Origin of the sequence: Paraburkholderia sp. GAS38 (genome assembly GCF_050434965.1) — a bacterium.
Classification (GTDB): Bacteria; Pseudomonadota; Gammaproteobacteria; order Burkholderiales; family Burkholderiaceae; genus Paraburkholderia; species Paraburkholderia phenazinium_A.
This window is the reverse complement of record NZ_JBNDJO010000012.1, coordinates 156,252-172,486: the sequence shown is the minus strand read 5'-3', so window position 1 is coordinate 172,486 and position 16,235 is coordinate 156,252. Positions and strand designations below refer to the sequence as shown.

The following is a 16,235-nucleotide window of genomic DNA, read 5'->3' as shown; positions in this document are numbered from 1 at the left end:
CGACGACTCGTCCAGCGCACGGGCACTCTCTGCACTCTCTGTCTACGCGGCGGTATTTTCCACTGCAACCCTCCGCGCCACCAACCCCTCAATAGCCCGCTCATCCGCTACCGATACCGGCGAAAACACCACCATACTCAACCCCTCCGCCCCGCTAACCGCAAAAGCGGAATACTCAAGCGTAAGCACCCCGGCAATCGGATGCCGAAAGTGCTTAACGCCACCCCAAAGGCTATGCACTTCGTTCTCGGCGTAGAGCCGCCGAAACTCCGCACTGGATTCCTGTAACTCCGCAGCAAGCGCCGCCGCTTCAGGATCCCCACCCACCCGCGCGACATCGATCCGAAACACCCCCACCGCAAGCCGCGCACTTTCCTCCCAATTCTCCTGCGACCCACGAGCGGTTTTATTGCCAAAGAGAAGCCGAAGCACATTCCGCTCACGAACGGGCAGCGCGGCATAATCGGTCAGCACGGCAGCCGCGGCATCATTCCAGGCCACGACATCCCAGGTAGGTGTCTTCACAATTGCGGGACTGGTACGCAGCCCATCCAGCACGCGTTGCAGGACGGGCGTAACCGCAGGCGACACCTCCGGATAAAGCGGCAGCGGCGGCCGCCGCTGAGCAAGCAGAAACAGCATCTCCCGCCCAGCCGCATCCAGCTCCAGCGCCCGAGCCAGCCGCTCCAGCACCTCATCCGAAGGCGGCCCGCCACGTCCCTGTTCGAGCCACGTGTACCAGGCAACACTGACATTCGCCCGCATGGCCACTTCCTCACGCCTGAGCCCAGGCGTCCGGCGCCGCCCTTGGGCATCCGCCCCAGGTTGCAGACGCGACCGGCGATCGCGAAGGAAGCTGCCTAACGAGGCAACGGGATCGGGAAGGGTATTGACTGTCATAGCGGTGTACGCCTCCAGCTTTTACAGCCCGAAGGTACGCAGGGAAAAGTGCTGATTCGTTCCACGCGTTCACTGGCGAATCCATGGAACGGTCAGAACGCGTGAATTCGCAAAGGGAAACCCACAGGCCTCGAATGATGGCAAAGCCATCCCAATCGAGATTATCACAGCAGAACCCGCGCCAGCATCCGCCGCCGGACCCCAGCAACCCGGCCAGCAACTCCGCCGCATTGCACAAAATCCGCCCGTCCAAGGCACACAGCATGGCAAACCAGATCACCCCAATTGAGCGACTTGGACATCGAACCCCGCTGGCAGATTGGCCTACACTCTTAAGAGACCAGCGCGCGCTACCAGCGCGCGCCGGCTTTGGCACCCACCCGGCTACCCCGGCAAGCTGCCTAACAGCGTGAGACACAATCAAGCGTGGAGACAACACAATGAGCTTGTATGAGCCGTTGCGTCTGCATGTGCCGGAGCCCACCGGGCGCCCAGGCTGCAGAACCGACTTTTCCTATCTACATCTATCCCCTGCCGGATCGGTGCGCAAACCGCCCATCGACGTCAGCGCCATCGACACCAGCGACCTCGCCCACAGCCTCGTCCGCGTTCTCGACGACGAAGGCCGCGCCGTCGGCCCCTGGGCCCCGGATCTCACTGACGAGCAATTGCTGGCCGGCATGCGGGCCATGCTCAAGACGCGCATCTTCGATGCACGCATGCAGATCGCCCAGCGCCAGAAAAAGATCTCCTTCTACATGTTGAGCCTCGGTGAAGAGGCGATCGGCGCGGCCCAGGCCATGGCCCTGCGGCGCGACGACATGTGCTTTCCCACCTACCGCCAGCAGAGCATCCTGATGGCGCGCGAGGTGCCGCTGGTAGGCATGATGTGCCAGTTGATGTCCAACGAAGCCGATCCGCTCAAAGGCCGTCAGCTACCGGTGATGTATTCCGACCGCGAGGCCGGCTTCTTCTCGATCTCCGGCAACCTCGCGACGCAGTTCATCCAGGCGGTGGGCTGGGCGATGGCCTCGGCCATCAAGGGCGATACGAAGATCGCCTCGGCGTGGATCGGCGACGGCGCCACCGCCGAGTCCGATTTCCACACCGCGCTCACCTTCGCGCACGTCTACCGCGCCCCGGTCATCCTGAACGTGGTTAACAACCAGTGGGCAATCTCGACCTTCCAGGCCATCGCGGGTGGCGAGGGTGCGACCTTCGCGGGACGCGGCGTCGGCTGCGGCATCGCCTCGCTGCGCGTCGACGGTAACGACTATCTCGCGGTGTACGCGGCCTCGCAGTGGGCCGCGGAGCGCGCGCGCCGCAACCTCGGGCCGACGCTGATCGAATGGGTCACGTATCGCGCAGGCGCGCACTCGACTTCCGACGATCCGTCCAAATACCGTCCCGGCGACGACTGGACCGATTTCCCGCTCGGCGACCCGATCGCGCGCTTCCGGCAGTACCTCAACGTGAAGGGCATCTGGTCGGATCAGGCGCACGACGGGTTGGTGGCGTCGCTGGAAGCCGAGATCATCGCGGCCCAGAAGGAAGCCGAACAGCACGGCACGCTGAACGACGAGCGCATTCCGAGCGCCGCCAGCATGTTCGACGATGTCTACAAAGAGATGCCGGAACACCTGCGCCGTCAGCGGCAAGAACTAGGAGTGTGACCATGGCGGAATTCGATCCTATCCATGAGACGAGCACGGCCACCAGGCCGATGACGATGATCCAGGCGCTGCGCTCGGCGATGGACGTGATGCTCGGACGCGACGACAACGTCGTGGTGTTCGGTCAGGACGTGGGCTATTTCGGCGGCGTGTTTCGCTGCACCGAGGGCCTGCAGGCGAAATACGGCACCTCGCGCGTGTTCGACGCGCCGATCTCCGAAGGCGGTATTGTCGGCGCCGCAGTCGGGATGGGCGCGTACGGTCTGCGTCCGGTGTGCGAGATCCAGTTTGCCGACTACTTCTACCCGGCGTCGGACCAGATCGTGTCGGAAGGCGCGCGCTTGCGCTATCGCTCAGCGGGACAATTCATCGCACCCCTGACGATTCGCATGCCATGCGGCGGCGGCATCTACGGCGGCCAGACTCACAGTCAGAGCCCCGAGGCGATGTTCACGCAGGTCTGCGGACTGCGCACGGTGATGCCGTCGAATCCGTACGACGCCAAAGGACTCCTGATCGCCAGCATCGAGAACGACGATCCGGTGATCTTCCTCGAACCGAAGCGCCTCTATAACGGCCCGTTCGACGGCCATCACGAACGGCCGGTGACGTCATGGGCGAAGCATCCGTCGAACGCCGTGCCTGAGGGTTACTACACCGTACCGCTCGATTCGGCGGCGGTCGTGCGTCCGGGCAATGCGGTGACGGTGCTCACCTACGGGACCACCGTCCACGTGTCGCTCGCGGCGGCGGAAGAAACCGGCATCGATGCCGAAGTGATCGACCTGCGCACCCTCTGGCCGCTCGATCTCGAGACCATCGTCAAGTCGGTGCGCAAGACCCGGCGCTGCGTGGTCGTGCACGAGGCGACCCGCACCTGCGGTTACGGCGCGGAGTTGGTGTCGCTCGTGCAGGAGCATTGTTTCTATCACCTGGAAGCGCCGATCGAGCGGGTCACCGGCTGGGACACGCCGTATCCGCATGCGCAGGAATGGGCCTATTTCCCCGGCCCGCGCCGGGTTGGGGAAGCACTACGACGCGTGATGGAGGCCTGAAATGGGTGTGCATGTAATCAAAATGCCGGATATCGGTGAAGGCATTGCAGAAGTGGAACTCGGCGCCTGGCACGTGGAAGTGGGCCAGATCGTCAAGGAAGACGGGCCGCTCGCGGACGTGATGACGGACAAGGCCGCAGTCGAGATTCCGTCGCCGGTCGCGGGCAAGGTGATTGCGCTCGGCGGCAAGGTCGGGGAAGTGCTGGCGGTGGGCAGCGAGTTGATCCGGCTGGAGGTGGAGGGCGAGGGGAATCTCAAGCCAGGTGTTGGCGGACACGCGCCGGCAGTCGCAAACGAAGGGCGCGGTACGAACGGCGTTAGTGGCGGCACGAACGGCCACAACGGAACGCATGCCGCAGCGCCGGCGAATGAAGCGGCAGCAGGTGTCGCGCCGCAAGCGTCTTCAGCAGCCCATACGTCGCGCAGCTCACCCACACCCGCTGCACGTCCGCCCTCGGCAGTGCGTCAGCCCGACGAACGCCCGCTCGCCTCACCCGCCGTCCGCCAGCGCGCCTGGGACATGGGCGTCGAGCTGCGCTTCGTCCATGGCTCCGGCGAGGCCGGCCGCATCACCCATGCAGACCTCGACGCGTACGCGCAGACTCGCGGCAATGCATCCTCCCCGACGACGCAGGCCCGCTCGGGTTACGTCGAACGTCTCGACGAAACAGCGGTGCCGGTGATCGGCATGCGCCGCGCTATCGCCCGCAAGATGCAGGAGGCGAAGCGCCGCATTCCGCATTTCAGCTACGTCGAAGAGATCGACGTCACCGAACTCGAAGACCTGCGCACGCAACTGAACAAGCGCTGGGCCGAAACGCGTGGCCGCCTCACCATGCTGCCGCTGCTGATCCGCGCCATGGTGATCGCGCTGCGCGATTTCCCGCAGATCAACGCGCGCTTCGACGACGAAGCCGGCGTGGTCACGCGCTATGGCGCGGTGCACGTGGGCGTCGCGACGCAGACCGACGCGGGTCTCACTGTGCCGGTGCTGCGCCATGCCGAAGCACGCGACGTCTGGTCGATGGCGGCCGAGATCGTGCGTCTCGCCGAAGCCGTGCGCAGCGGCAAGGCGAGCCGCGATGAACTGACGGGCTCGACCATCACGATTTCCAGCCTGGGCGCGCTCGGCGGGATCGTCTCGACGCCGGTCATCAATCATCCTGAAGTGGGCATTGTGGGCGTCAACCGGATGGTCGAACGTCCCATGATCCGTCAAGGCGCCGTGGTGGCGCGGAAGATGATGAACCTGTCGTCGTCGTTCGATCATCGGGTGGTCGACGGCATGGATGCCGCCGAATTCATCCAGGCGGTTCGAGTGCTGCTGGAGCAGCCCGCCCTGCTTTTCGTGGAGTGAGCATGAGCCAGATCGAACATACCAGCCTGCTGGTCATCGGCGGCGGGCCGGGCGGCTATGTCGCCGCGATTCGCGCGGGGCAGTTGGGCATTCCCACCGTGCTGGTCGAACGCGAGCAACTGGGCGGTACGTGCCTGAACATTGGCTGCATTCCGTCCAAGGCGCTGATTCACGTCGCCGAGGAATTCGACAAAACTCTCCAGTACGCCGAAGCATCGCCGCTCGGCATTCGGGTCGGCGCGCCGGAGATCGACATCGCGCGCACGGTGGCCTGGAAAGACGGCATCGTGCAGAAGCTGACCCGCGGCGTGGGGGCGCTTCTCAAGAAGCACGGCGTCAAGGTCGTGAAGGGCGACGCGCGCGTGATCGACGGCAAGACTGTCGAAGTCACCGCAAGCGGCCAAGGGCAGGACGAGGGCGAGCGTGTGCGCATCCACTGCGAACACCTGCTGCTGGCCGCCGGCTCCGAACCCACGGCCTTACCGTCGATGCCGTTCGGCGGCAAGGTGGTGTCGTCCACCGAGGCCTTGTCGCCGAAGACGCTGCCGAAGCGGCTCGTCGTGGTGGGGGCCGGCTATATCGGGCTGGAGCTGGGCACGGTGTATCGCAAGCTCGGTGCGGAGGTGACGGTCGTCGAGGCGCAGGACCGCATCCTGCCCGCCTACGATGCCGAACTCGTCAAACCGGTGGCGGATGCGCTGGCGAAAAAGGGCGTAGGGGTGCTGCTGGGGCACAAGGTGCTGGGTCTCAGCGCGGACGGTGAGGCCGTGCGTGTACAGGACCGCGACGGCAGCGAGAAAGCGCTACCGGCCGATCAGGTGCTGGTGGCGGTTGGCCGCCGTCCTCGCACTCAGGGATGGGGGCTTGAGACTCTCCAGCTCGACCGCAACGGTGCCGCGTTGCGTGTCGACGATCAATGCCGCACGTCGATGCGCGACGTGTGGGCGATCGGCGATCTGGCCGGCGAACCGATGCTTGCCCACCGGGCGATGGCGCAAGGCGAGATGGTCGCGGAAATCATTGCGGGCAAAGAGCGCCGCTTTGTGCCCGCGGCGATCCCGGCGGTGTGCTTCACCGATCCCGAGATCGTGACGGCTGGGATGTCGCCAATCGAAGCCGAAGTCGCGGACCTCGACTGCGTGAGCGCGTCGTTCCCGTTCGCCGCAAACGGCCGCGCGATGACGCTCGAGGCAACCGACGGCTTCGTTCGCGTCGTGGCGCGTCGCGACAATCATCTGATCGTCGGTTGGCAGGCGGTGGGTCGCGGAGTGTCGGAACTGGCCGCGGCGTTTTCGCAGTCCATGGAGATGGGCGCGCGTCTGGAGGACATCGCCGGGACCATTCACGCGCATCCGACCTTGGGCGAAGCGGTCCAGGAAGCGGCGCTGCGTGCACTGGGTCACGCGCTGCACATCTGAGCGGGTTTGCGACCCCAGGTGGCTAGAGGCATCCGGGCTGGGCGTGGCAAACTCCCGGCCCGGCCCCGCTCCATCGTCCATGTCGGGCAGGGAATCCTGTAGTCTGAAGGCCTGCCAACCTGATAGCGGACCACGAACCCATGAGCAGCCTGAAGCCCATCGAATACACGGACGCCGCACCGGAAGTCAAAGCGGTGTACGACGACATCAAGAGCACGCGCGGCGTCCCCGACGTCAACAACTTCTGGAAGTTCATCGCCCAACACCCGCCGACCCTGGCGCGCACATGGGACAGTCTCAAGGACGTGATGTCGCCCGGCGCGCTCGACCCGCTCGTCAAGGAACTGCTGTATGTGGCGGTGAGCGTGACCAACAACTGCGGCTACTGTGTCGCGAGCCATACGGCCGCTGCCCGGCGCGCGGGCATGACCGATGAGATGTTCGGCGAACTGATGGCGGTGGTCGGGATGGCTAACGAGACCAACCGCCTGGCAGTGGGATACCGCGTGCCGATCGATCCGGCATTCGAGTAAGGCACGCTCGCCGAGACGAGACGAGACGAGACGCGCGGCCGCTTCCATGCCGCTGCGCCGCGCGGTTTATTTCCCCGCCGCCGCAGCGCCGTCCGTTTCGCCCTTGAACACCGTGCGCCAATCGTCCTTCATGTCGACGATCAGCCAGCCCTTCACGTTCGCCTCTTCCAGTCCCTTATCCAGCTTGCCGCTGCGGGCGGTGCGGTCGTACGCATACTCGCGCTGCGCGTCGGTGTGATGCACGAGGGCGGCAAAGCGCGGGCCGTCACCGGAGGTGGTCCATTCGAGCATCGGCAGGTCGTCGTCCGAACTGCCGAACGCCATCAGCGGCCGCCGGCCGATCACCGCCTGGATGGTTTGCGGCTTTAGCGTGCCTTCGTTGATCGTATCGATCTGCGCGGTCCGGGTAAGCGAGGCCGCGCCGTTCACCAGCCCATACTGATACCGGACCGTGCTGCCGATCACTTCATCAGGCGGCACGCCGTACATGCGCTGCGAAATCGTGCGCATGAATTCGACGCTCTCGGGCGCCACGATGTAGGTCTTGAAACCATTGGCGCGCAGATAGGCGAGCAGGTCGACCATCGGCTGATACGCGAGACTCGTGTACGGCCGGTTGAAGCGCGGGTCGCTCGCCGTGTCGAACCAGTCGTGCACGATCGACGCGAAGCTGTCCGTCGTCAGGCCGGCATGGGTCGCGGCGAGCAGTTTCATGGCGCCCGCATCGCCGCTGCTGGCGACGCCCTTCAGATTGCCGCGCAGGATGGAGCGGAACGGCTCCTGGCGTTTCCATTCCGGATGATGCGGCGCCAGCGTCTTCACCCGTTGCAGCGTGAAGACGAGTTGCACGGAGGCGGGCTGCTCGACCCACAGCGTGCCGTCCAGATTGAATACCGCAATCCGTTCGGCGCGCGGCACGAAGTCTTTCGATTCCGGCGTCGTGACGCGGGTGACGAAGTCGATAATCGAGCGCTCCGCCGGCGTGTCGTTCCACGACGCCATGGTTGAATTGCCGGACGGCGCGCGGGCCGGGCGGGCGGCCTGCGCCGAGCCCGCATGGGGTGTGCTTGTGCAGGCGCAGAGAACGACTACGGTCAACCCGGTCCAGCATCTGCGCATCCAGCCAATCATGAAAGCCTCGTTAGTGTGTGATGTGGTGCGGCCCGTCGTGCGCCGCCATTTCGATTCGCGCTTACTAGATATCACATTCGGCGCATTTGTTTAACGGTTTGCGATGCGGATGGGAGATGACGGGCATCCGCCGCGGCGTCCGGTTCGCATGTGGTTCGCATTGTGGTTCGTATTGCGGCGCCGGGATGCGCTGCGGGACCATCGCGCATCCACTCTGCGCCACGCAGCTCCGCGCTAACCACTCGCAATTGTTTATTTATCTGCATCAATTCGATAAAAAAACCATCGGCATTTCAAAAACAGATTTATCCGACAGAATGTCCGTTCAATAAGCATCGAAAAATCGGCTTTTCTGTCGTGTTACAAATTTATCTCTGTGATTTCAGAAAACGTTTGCTAGTATTTTGCAAGGATGACAGTGATTCACCGCGACCTTTAACTGCCGTACAGACATAGTCCTGTGCGGCGTCCTGTCCTATACGAGGAGCGTCCATGCCAGCCCCGGGGTTCTGCCGTCGAACTCCATAACAGCGCACTTCATACCCGGCGCCAATTGAGCCATCAATATTCGCGTTTCAGGATTTCCCCGCCACATTCGGTGATGGCGGGCAGTATGAATTCGCACCAGTATTAATCAACTGACCGCGTTATTAAACGATCTTCTGTTTGCGCTGTGCAAAGGAATGCGCTCGCCTATTAATAACGCCAGAACCTGGGAAATCTACATGGCCATGAAGCGATCCCTTGGAGCGAGTGTGGTGGTGTGCGCGGCGGTGTTCTCGTCAGCCGCTTATGCGCAGGCTTCGGCAGACGATGCCAACAAGAGCAATAACCCGCTGAATCTGGCGCCGTCGTTCAACCTCCAGGATTACTACACTCCGAGCCTGTTCGGCGTCAGCGGTCATACGAACGACCTGCTGCTGCGGCCGACCGTTCCGGTGGGGCCCATCGGCCCGATCGGCGTGCCGCAGATTTTCCGCGCCACCGTGCCGATCAGCACCCGCCCGGACCCGAGCGGCGGCTACAACACGGGGCTCGGCGACATCAACCTGTTCGACATCTTCCTGCTCTCGCAGTCGGAGGTGCAGATCGGCGTCGGCCCGTTGATCACCATGCCCACTGCCACCGACCCAAGTCTCGGCACCGGCAAATGGCAGGGCGGTCTGGCGGCGGTGGCTGTCAACGCTACCCCGGCGCATCTGCTCGGCGCGCTGGTGCAGTGGCAGCACTCGTTTGCCGGCCAAAGCGAGCGGCCGACCACCCAGTCGCTCACGGCCCAGCCGTTCGCCATCTTCAATCTGCCCGGCGGCTGGTACATCCGCTCCACCGGTATCTGGACCTTTGACCTGCAGCACGGCACCTACTACATCCCCGTCGGGCTCGGCGGGGGCAAGGCGTGGAAGAGCGGCTCGACCATCTACAACGCGTTCATCGAACCGCAGTATTCGGTCGCCCACTCGGGCGCCGGCGTACCGCAAGTCACCATTTTTGCCGGTCTGAACATGACGTTCGGCAAGTGACGAATCTAACCCGAGAGACCACCCTATGAATCTTTCTACGCTCCTGCGCCTTGGCGGGATATCACTAGGACTCACGCTCGCGGTGCTGCCGCAACAGTACGCCGGCGCCCAGGCGAGTACGCCGGCGGCCACGGTAAGCGCCGCGCCGGACGAGGCCCGCGTCATCGCCAAAGACGCGTACATCTACGCCTATCCGATGCTGTTCAACTACAAGACGCTGTATGAGCAGGCGGAGGATCCCGGCTCGAAGTCGTACGTAGGCGGCTTCGGCAAATTCCGCAACTACTCGCATCCCTACGGTCCCGAGAACAAGGATATCGTCACGCCCAACAACGACACGCCGTACTCGTGGGCCTGGCTCGATCTGCGTCGCGAGCCGTGGGTGCTGACCGTGCCGGCGGTGAAGAACGACCGCTACTACGTGTTCCAGTGGATCGATCTGTTCACGTACAACTTCGCCTACGTCGGCTCGCGGACTACCGGCAACGGCGCGGGCCACTACCTGTTTGCCGGTCCCAACTGGCACGGCGATACGCCGAAGGGCATCGACAAGGTATTCCGCTCCGAGACCGACATCATCCTCACGCTGGGGCGCACCGCGCTCAGCGGCCCGTCCGATGTGAAGGACGTAGAGGCAATCCAGAAGCAGTACCGGCTCACGCCGCTGTCCGCGTTTGAACACAGCAGCGCGCCGCCGCCGGTCGCCAAGGTCGCGTTCCCGAAGTGGGACGAAGCGAAGGCCACCTCGATCGATTTCATCGCGTACCTGAACTTTCTGCTGCAGTTCACGCAGCCCACGGCGCCCTCCGAAACGGAGCTGATGCAGCGCTTCGCGAAGATCGGCATTGCGCCGGGTGCGGTCTTCGATCCCGCCGCGCTGCCGGCGGCGACGCGCGAGGCCATCGAACAGGGCGTCGCGGACGGCAAAGCGGCGCTTGCCGACGCGGAGAAGCACACCACCAGTTCTTACGACCTGTTCGGCAGCCGCCAGGATCTGAACGGCGATTACATGAAACGGGCAGTCGCCGCCGCGATGGGGATCTACGGCAACACCAAGGAAGAAGCGGTGTACGTCGGCACGCGAATCAACGCGGACCACGAGCAACTGGTGGGCTCGCAACCCTACGTCATCCACTTCGACAAGAAAGACCTGCCGCCCGCGAAGTTCTTCTGGTCGATGACGATGTACGACCTGCCGGCCCGTCATCTGGTGGCGAATCCGATCCATCGCTACTCGATCGGCGACCGCACCAAGGGTATCAAGTACGGCGCCGACGGCTCGCTCGATATCTACGTTCAGCACAACTCACCTGGCGCCGACAAGGAATCCAACTGGCTGCCCGCTCCGGAAGGCGCCTACGACGTGATTGCGCGCATTTACGGCCCGGACGCTTCGGTCTTCAACGGCAGTTGGACCTTCCCGGCGCCGCAAAAGCGATGACCTCCAATGGACGAGTCGGAGCCCGACATGAATAAGAAAACCGCAACGTGGGTCACGGCCGCTGTGCTCGCATCCCTCGCGAGCCCGATTCTGGCGAGGGCGCCCACGGCCCAGGTGGGCACAGCGACAGCGCAATCGATACCCGGCCCGGTGCCTGGCTACGCCGTCTCCGAAGCGTACGCCCGGCTGGTGGCGCGCCAGACCTATTTCTGGGCGTGGCCGATGGTCAACGTCTACAACCGCTTGCTGGCGATGAGGCAGGTGCCGCAGCCGGGCCTGAACGGCGGCATCGTGCCGGTGGCGCCGCCCAATCATCTCTCGATGCTGCACGACTATATCGAGCCGCAGGAGCGTTTCGTGGCGTGCCCGAACCAGGACGTGGTGTACGGCTCGGCCATCTTCGATCTGAACCAGACGCCAGTGGTCGTGCAGGTGCCGGATTTCGGCAGCCGCTTCTGGGTCTACCAGGCCGTCGATCTGCGCACCGACGGGTTCGCCAGTCTCGGCAAGCTCTACGGAACCAGGCCGGGCTTCTATCTGTTCGTCGGGCCGGACTGGCATGGCCAGGTGCCGAAGGGCATTCGCCAGGTGTTCCGCTCGGCCACGGCGGTGGGCAGTTTCATTCCGCGCGTGTTCATGGACGACACGCCGGAAGACCGGGCGGCCGTGCAAACGGTCATTGGCAAGATTGGCCTGTATCCGTTGTCCGAGTTCGACGGCAAGGTGAAGGTGACCGACTGGTCGAAGCTGCCGAGTTTCGGCTCGGGTGAAACCAGCGCCGCCGAAATCAAATGGGTGGACCCCGACAAGTTCTGGGACGAGCTGCCTGCGGTGCTCGATCAGACGCCACCGCAGCCCGGCGAAGAGGCGCTGTACGCCCAGGCTCGCGCGCTGCTGGCCGCCGCGCAGAAAGATACTGCGATCAAGGCCGCCATCGTGGACGAGGCGGCGCAAACCGATGCCCATCTGGTCACGCCGCTGTTCGACTTCAACACGTTCGGCAAACCGTTGCCGGCTCACTGGAACACCATCAGCAACGGCGCGGAATTCGGCACCGACTACTTCACGCGTACGGCGGTGGCGAAGTCCAACATTTTCGTCAACAAGCCGAACGAGACGAAGTACTTCTATGCCGACGCCGACGCTTCGGGCCAGCGTCTCAACGGCGCGCAGCGCTATACGGTGACCTTTCCGAAGGGACAGTTGCCGCCGGTCAAGGGTTTCTGGTCCTTGACCCTGTACAACGCGCATCACTTCTTTTCGCCGAACGAGCAGAAGCGCTATTCGCTCGGCACCAAGAACAAGACGCTGAAGTACAACGACGACGGCTCGCTGACGCTCTATGTGCAGAGCGCGGCGCCCGACGCCGACAAGGCCGACAACTGGTTGCCGGCGCCGGCCAACGAAGATTTTTCGCTCTACGTGCGGGCTTACTGGCCGGAACAACCTGCGCTGGACGGCACGTGGACACCGCCGCCGGTCGTGCGGGACACACGGTAGTGGATAGCAAGGCGTATAACCTTCCTCGCCGCAACGGGCGAGGAATCAATTGGTGAGGATCGCTATGAATGAACTTCGCAGCTTGTTCCGAGGCCATTCCGTCGCGGCCCGGCTTTCCGCCGGCGCGTTCGTCGCGGCCACCGGCATGGCGCTCTCGCCGCATGCGCTGGCGACGGAAGGTGGCGTGGGGCGCCCGATTACCGGCATGCAGATCGCCCCGTATGCGGGCATTGTGCCGCCCACCGACGACTGGATCGTGTCGATCACCTCGATTTACTACGAGGGCTCGCTCGGCGCGAGCAAGACGCTGCCGATTGCCGGGAAAGTCACGGCGGGTCTCGATTACCACATCTCGTACAACATCGTGAACGCAATCAAGACATGGGGTATCACAGCGGGCGGCTGGAATTTTGCGTCGTCGTTTGGCGTGCCGCTGCAGTACACCGACGTGTCTTCGTTTCATGGCCGCCTGCCGGACGACCACGCCACGCAGTTCGCCGATATCTTCTTCACGCCGGTGGTGGCCGGCTACCACCTGACCAAGACCGACCATATCGCGTTGAGCGTGCAGATCTACGCGCCGACCGGCGCCTACAACACGGACCGCCTCGCCAATGCCGGACAGAACACGTGGACCTTCACGCCGACCTTCGCCTACACGAAGCTGCTGCCGAAGCAGAACATCGAACTGTCGCTGAACTACGGCGTCGAGTTCTACACCGCCAACAACCAGACGCAGTATCACAACGCGCCGCTCAGCGTGCTCGATCTGCTGGCGCTCAAACGCTTTGGCGAGGGTTGGGGCGCGGGTGTGGTGGGCGGCTATATCCAGCAACTCGGCCATGACAGCGGCGGTCTCGCGGACATTGTGGGCGGTGCTCAAGGGCACGCGGTGGGGATTGGTCCGATCGTCACGTGGAACGGCAAGATCAGCAAGACGCCGGTAGGCGCGACGTTGCGTTGGGTGAATGAATTCAACGTCAGCAACCGGCCGAAGGGGAATGCGGTCGAGTTGTCGGTCAATGCGACGTTCCAGTAATGGGACCTGGGGCATTGTTACGTCATCTGAAGGGAGCGCGGCGATGGACTGGACCGCAAGCGGCACGCGTGACGATGGGAATTGACGTCGCGCACGGGCCAGGGCAGAACGCGTTCTATGTGCAGGTGGGGAGTGCCTGGCGGTGACGGAGTCGGCACGATAAGGGACGCCCGGAGGGGTAAGCAGGGCAATGTGTCGCCCAGTGGGCGATCGCTGCGACCGGCGAATGCGAACCGAATAACGGTCATTTATCGAGCTTGATCGGCAAATTGAATACCGGCCACGCCGGTAGCATGACGCAATCACGATGTTCGTCCGTGGCTGCTCGAGTCTGAGCTTAAGAGCCCGAGGGAACTTCGTTGACTGCCATTTGGACCTCAGGCCAGCGCGGACTCCTCAGCAGACGAGGAATTTGTGCATCTAGTACTTATGTCGTCATGAAGCCAATTCGAATCGTTTGCGGCACACGCGCTTCACGCGACGAGTTTCTGCAAAAGACCGCCTTGGGGCGGTCGCTTTCCCTGGTCCGGTTCCAGCCCCAACCCCAGATTCTTCTGTTTCCAGAGAACAAGGCGGGCCTTTCGACCATCTACAACATCGCCATCGAACGATCAAAGGCGGATCCCGCCATCCTCATTTTCGTTCACGACGACGTCCACTTTTGCGATTTCTTCTGGCCTGGCACCATCCGCGAAGCGGTTCAGAGCTTCGATGTGGTTGGCCTCGCGGGCAACCGGCGACGTGTACCCGCTCAGCCTGGCTGGGCGTTCGTCGATCCGCAGTTCACTTGGGACAAGCCGGAGCATCTCAGCGGGGTGGTGGGGCACGGCAAGGGTTTTCCATGCGACACGATCTCGGTCTTCGGCGCGTCCGGCCAGGAGTGCAAGCTGCTTGACGGCCTGTTGCTTGCCGGTGATAGCGCCCGCCTAAACGAGGCAGGCATCAAGTTTGACGAACAATTCGCATTCCATTTCTACGATATGGACTTCTGCCGCCAGGCTGAACAAAAGGGATTGAAGATGGGGACGTGGCCGCTCAGCGTCGTCCACGAAAGTGGCGGGGCGTTCGGCTCGCCCGCCTGGCAGGAGGCTTATCAGCGGTACTTGCGAAAGTACACAAGCTAATCCCTGTGCGCGGCTCGCACTCTGAGCGGACCGTCTCACGATCAACGGTAGGACAGATATGGAACAGACCCCGATTCATCAGGCGCATAACCCTGATCTGCTGAAGCTTATGCCGACCAACGCGCGCAGAGTGGTCGAGGTAGGTTGCAGTTCCGGCGCACTCGCGCGCGAGTACAAGAGGCTCAACCCCAACGTTCACTATATCGGCATCGAACTGGTTCCGGCATACGCCGAGGCCGCACGTGCCCACTGCGATGAGGTCATGGCGTTCGACATTGAGGCGGTCGACGAGTATGTGCTGCGCTCCGAACTTGCAGCTGATTGCTGGGTATTTGGTGACGTTCTCGAGCACCTGAAAGACCCGTGGCTGCTCCTTCGGAAAATTCGGGCGGCGATGGGCGATACGGGTCACATTGTGACGTGCATTCCGAACATGCAGCATTGGAGCGTTCAGGCGCGCCTGAGTTGCGGCGATGTCCGCTATGAAGATTCGGGCCTGTTCGACCGAACCCACTTACGCTGGTTTTCGCGCGTGACCATGCTCGAAATGTTCACTCAGTCCGGTTTCCGCGTCGAGGATGGCATGGCGCGCATCTTTGACGAGCCACAACGCGAGACCTTTTTGCCGATTATCAAGGCGATGGCGACCGCGGCCCAGGCGGACGTCAACGCGGCGGTGCAGGACGCGCTCCCGTTGCAGTATGTGCTGCGTGCGGTACCCGACGTTGCGGCGCGAGCGGCCTGAGGCGAACTGCGACAACGAGCGGAGCCTGCTGAATCACGGAATCATCAATCACCTCAATTTTGCAGTCCAAAACAGATCAAGGAGAAGGCGTGAATCTTTACGCGGATTTTTTGCAAAACCAGATGAAGGTCGTGCATAAGTGGAAGCACTACTTCCCGGTTTATGAGCGGCACTTTCAGAACTGGGTCAACAAGACGGTGACCGTGCTGGAAATCGGCTGCGGCCGCGGTGGTTCGCTGCAAATGTGGAAGCGATACTTCGGCCCGCACGCGACGATCGTCGGGATCGATATCGAGCCGCGCTGCAAGAACTACGAAGAAGACCAGATCTCGGTCCGTATCGGCGGCCAGCAGGATCCGGCGTTTCTTCAGAGCGTACTGGACGAGTTCGGGCCACCGGATATCGTGATCGACGACGGCAGCCACGTGATGAGCCATATCGCTGCGACGTTCCGTTACCTATATCTGAAGCTGCCCAAGAACGGCGTGTATCTGGTCGAGGACCTGCATACGGCGTATTGGCCGGAGTATGAAGGTGGCTTCGCGCGCGAGGGCTCCTTCATTGAGATGGCCAAATGCCTTATCGATGAACTGAACGCCGACCATACGCTGGGTGTTGTGCCGGTCAGCGAGTTCTCGAAGACAACGACGTCGATGCACTTCTACGACAGCATGGTCGTTTTCGAACGCGGCGTGCACACCCGTAAATTTGCCCCGATGACCGGGACCGATCCGGTCTAGCCTACGCGTTCCTCAGGGCTACGGCGCCGCTTCGTTCGCGGCAACACCTATGCAAATGG

16 protein-coding genes are annotated in these 16,235 nt (G+C 63.0%); 14 read left to right on the top strand and 2 right to left on the bottom strand.

The genetic code is table 11. The annotated features are described in order from the left end of the window. Nucleotides 1-42: 42 nt before the first annotated feature. Complete coding sequence (locus tag P3T42_RS25925; protein WP_429307597.1) at nucleotides 43-900, bottom strand: helix-turn-helix transcriptional regulator; 858 nt, start codon at nucleotides 898-900, stop codon at nucleotides 43-45. Between the two features lie 440 nt (nucleotides 901-1,340). Between P3T42_RS25925 and P3T42_RS25920 the strand changes: the two genes are divergently transcribed. From P3T42_RS25920 to P3T42_RS25900, 5 genes are all read left to right on the top strand, one after another. Then, nucleotides 1,341-2,573, top strand: coding sequence for a 3-methyl-2-oxobutanoate dehydrogenase (2-methylpropanoyl-transferring) subunit alpha (locus tag P3T42_RS25920; RefSeq protein ID WP_074301268.1), 1,233 nt, complete (start codon nucleotides 1,341-1,343; stop codon nucleotides 2,571-2,573). 2 nt (nucleotides 2,574-2,575) lie between these two features. Continuing rightward, nucleotides 2,576-3,628, top strand: coding sequence for an alpha-ketoacid dehydrogenase subunit beta (locus tag P3T42_RS25915; protein ID WP_429307596.1), 1,053 nt, complete (start codon nucleotides 2,576-2,578; stop codon nucleotides 3,626-3,628). A 1-nt stretch (nucleotide 3,629) separates the two neighbouring features. Further along, nucleotides 3,630-4,985, top strand: a complete 1,356-nt coding sequence (locus P3T42_RS25910; protein WP_429307595.1) for a dihydrolipoamide acetyltransferase family protein — start codon at nucleotides 3,630-3,632, stop codon at nucleotides 4,983-4,985. 2 nt (nucleotides 4,986-4,987) lie between these two features. Further along, nucleotides 4,988-6,403, top strand: coding sequence for a dihydrolipoyl dehydrogenase (lpdA, locus tag P3T42_RS25905; RefSeq protein WP_429307594.1), 1,416 nt, complete (start codon nucleotides 4,988-4,990; stop codon nucleotides 6,401-6,403). 140 nt (nucleotides 6,404-6,543) lie between these two features. After that, a complete protein-coding gene (locus P3T42_RS25900) occupies nucleotides 6,544-6,936 on the top strand; it encodes a carboxymuconolactone decarboxylase family protein (protein WP_429307593.1) in 393 nt (130 codons plus the stop codon). A gap of 66 nt (nucleotides 6,937-7,002) precedes the next feature. On the opposite strand, the gene P3T42_RS25895 is transcribed toward P3T42_RS25900, so the two are convergent. Beyond that, on the bottom strand, nucleotides 7,003-7,938 hold the full coding sequence (locus P3T42_RS25895) for an HAD family hydrolase (RefSeq protein WP_429307592.1): 936 nt from the start codon (nucleotides 7,936-7,938) through the stop codon (nucleotides 7,003-7,005). Here P3T42_RS25895 and P3T42_RS25890 point away from each other — a divergent pair. From P3T42_RS25890 to P3T42_RS25850, 9 genes are all read left to right on the top strand, one after another. Next, the gene (locus P3T42_RS25890; protein WP_429307591.1) at nucleotides 7,919-8,161 is read left to right on the top strand and encodes a hypothetical protein; all 243 of its coding nucleotides are present in this window, start codon (nucleotides 7,919-7,921) and stop codon (nucleotides 8,159-8,161) included. The genes P3T42_RS25895 and P3T42_RS25890 overlap by 20 nt on opposite strands. A gap of 22 nt (nucleotides 8,162-8,183) precedes the next feature. Continuing rightward, on the top strand, nucleotides 8,184-8,399 hold the full coding sequence (locus P3T42_RS25885) for a hypothetical protein (RefSeq protein ID WP_429307590.1): 216 nt from the start codon (nucleotides 8,184-8,186) through the stop codon (nucleotides 8,397-8,399). Between the two features lie 399 nt (nucleotides 8,400-8,798). Then, nucleotides 8,799-9,587: a hypothetical protein gene (locus P3T42_RS25880; RefSeq protein ID WP_429307589.1), complete on the top strand. Its 789-nt coding sequence runs from the start codon at nucleotides 8,799-8,801 to the stop codon at nucleotides 9,585-9,587. A gap of 25 nt (nucleotides 9,588-9,612) precedes the next feature. Beyond that, entirely contained in the window at nucleotides 9,613-11,028 is a 1,416-nt protein-coding gene (locus P3T42_RS25875; RefSeq protein ID WP_429307588.1) for a DUF1254 domain-containing protein, read from the top strand. Nucleotides 11,029-11,055: 27 nt separating this feature from the next. Beyond that, entirely contained in the window at nucleotides 11,056-12,528 is a 1,473-nt protein-coding gene (locus P3T42_RS25870; protein WP_429307587.1) for a DUF1254 domain-containing protein, read from the top strand. Between the two features lie 64 nt (nucleotides 12,529-12,592). Beyond that, complete coding sequence (locus tag P3T42_RS25865; protein ID WP_083640695.1) at nucleotides 12,593-13,567, top strand: SphA family protein; 975 nt, start codon at nucleotides 12,593-12,595, stop codon at nucleotides 13,565-13,567. A 437-nt stretch (nucleotides 13,568-14,004) separates the two neighbouring features. Further along, nucleotides 14,005-14,691 (top strand): glycosyltransferase, encoded by a 687-nt coding sequence (locus tag P3T42_RS25860; RefSeq protein WP_074301276.1) that lies wholly within the window; start codon nucleotides 14,005-14,007, stop codon nucleotides 14,689-14,691. Nucleotides 14,692-14,749: 58 nt separating this feature from the next. Then, nucleotides 14,750-15,436 (top strand): class I SAM-dependent methyltransferase, encoded by a 687-nt coding sequence (locus tag P3T42_RS25855; protein WP_074301277.1) that lies wholly within the window; start codon nucleotides 14,750-14,752, stop codon nucleotides 15,434-15,436. A gap of 89 nt (nucleotides 15,437-15,525) precedes the next feature. Further along, nucleotides 15,526-16,176, top strand: a complete 651-nt coding sequence (locus P3T42_RS25850; RefSeq protein ID WP_216352740.1) for a class I SAM-dependent methyltransferase — start codon at nucleotides 15,526-15,528, stop codon at nucleotides 16,174-16,176. Nucleotides 16,177-16,235: the final 59 nt, after the last annotated feature.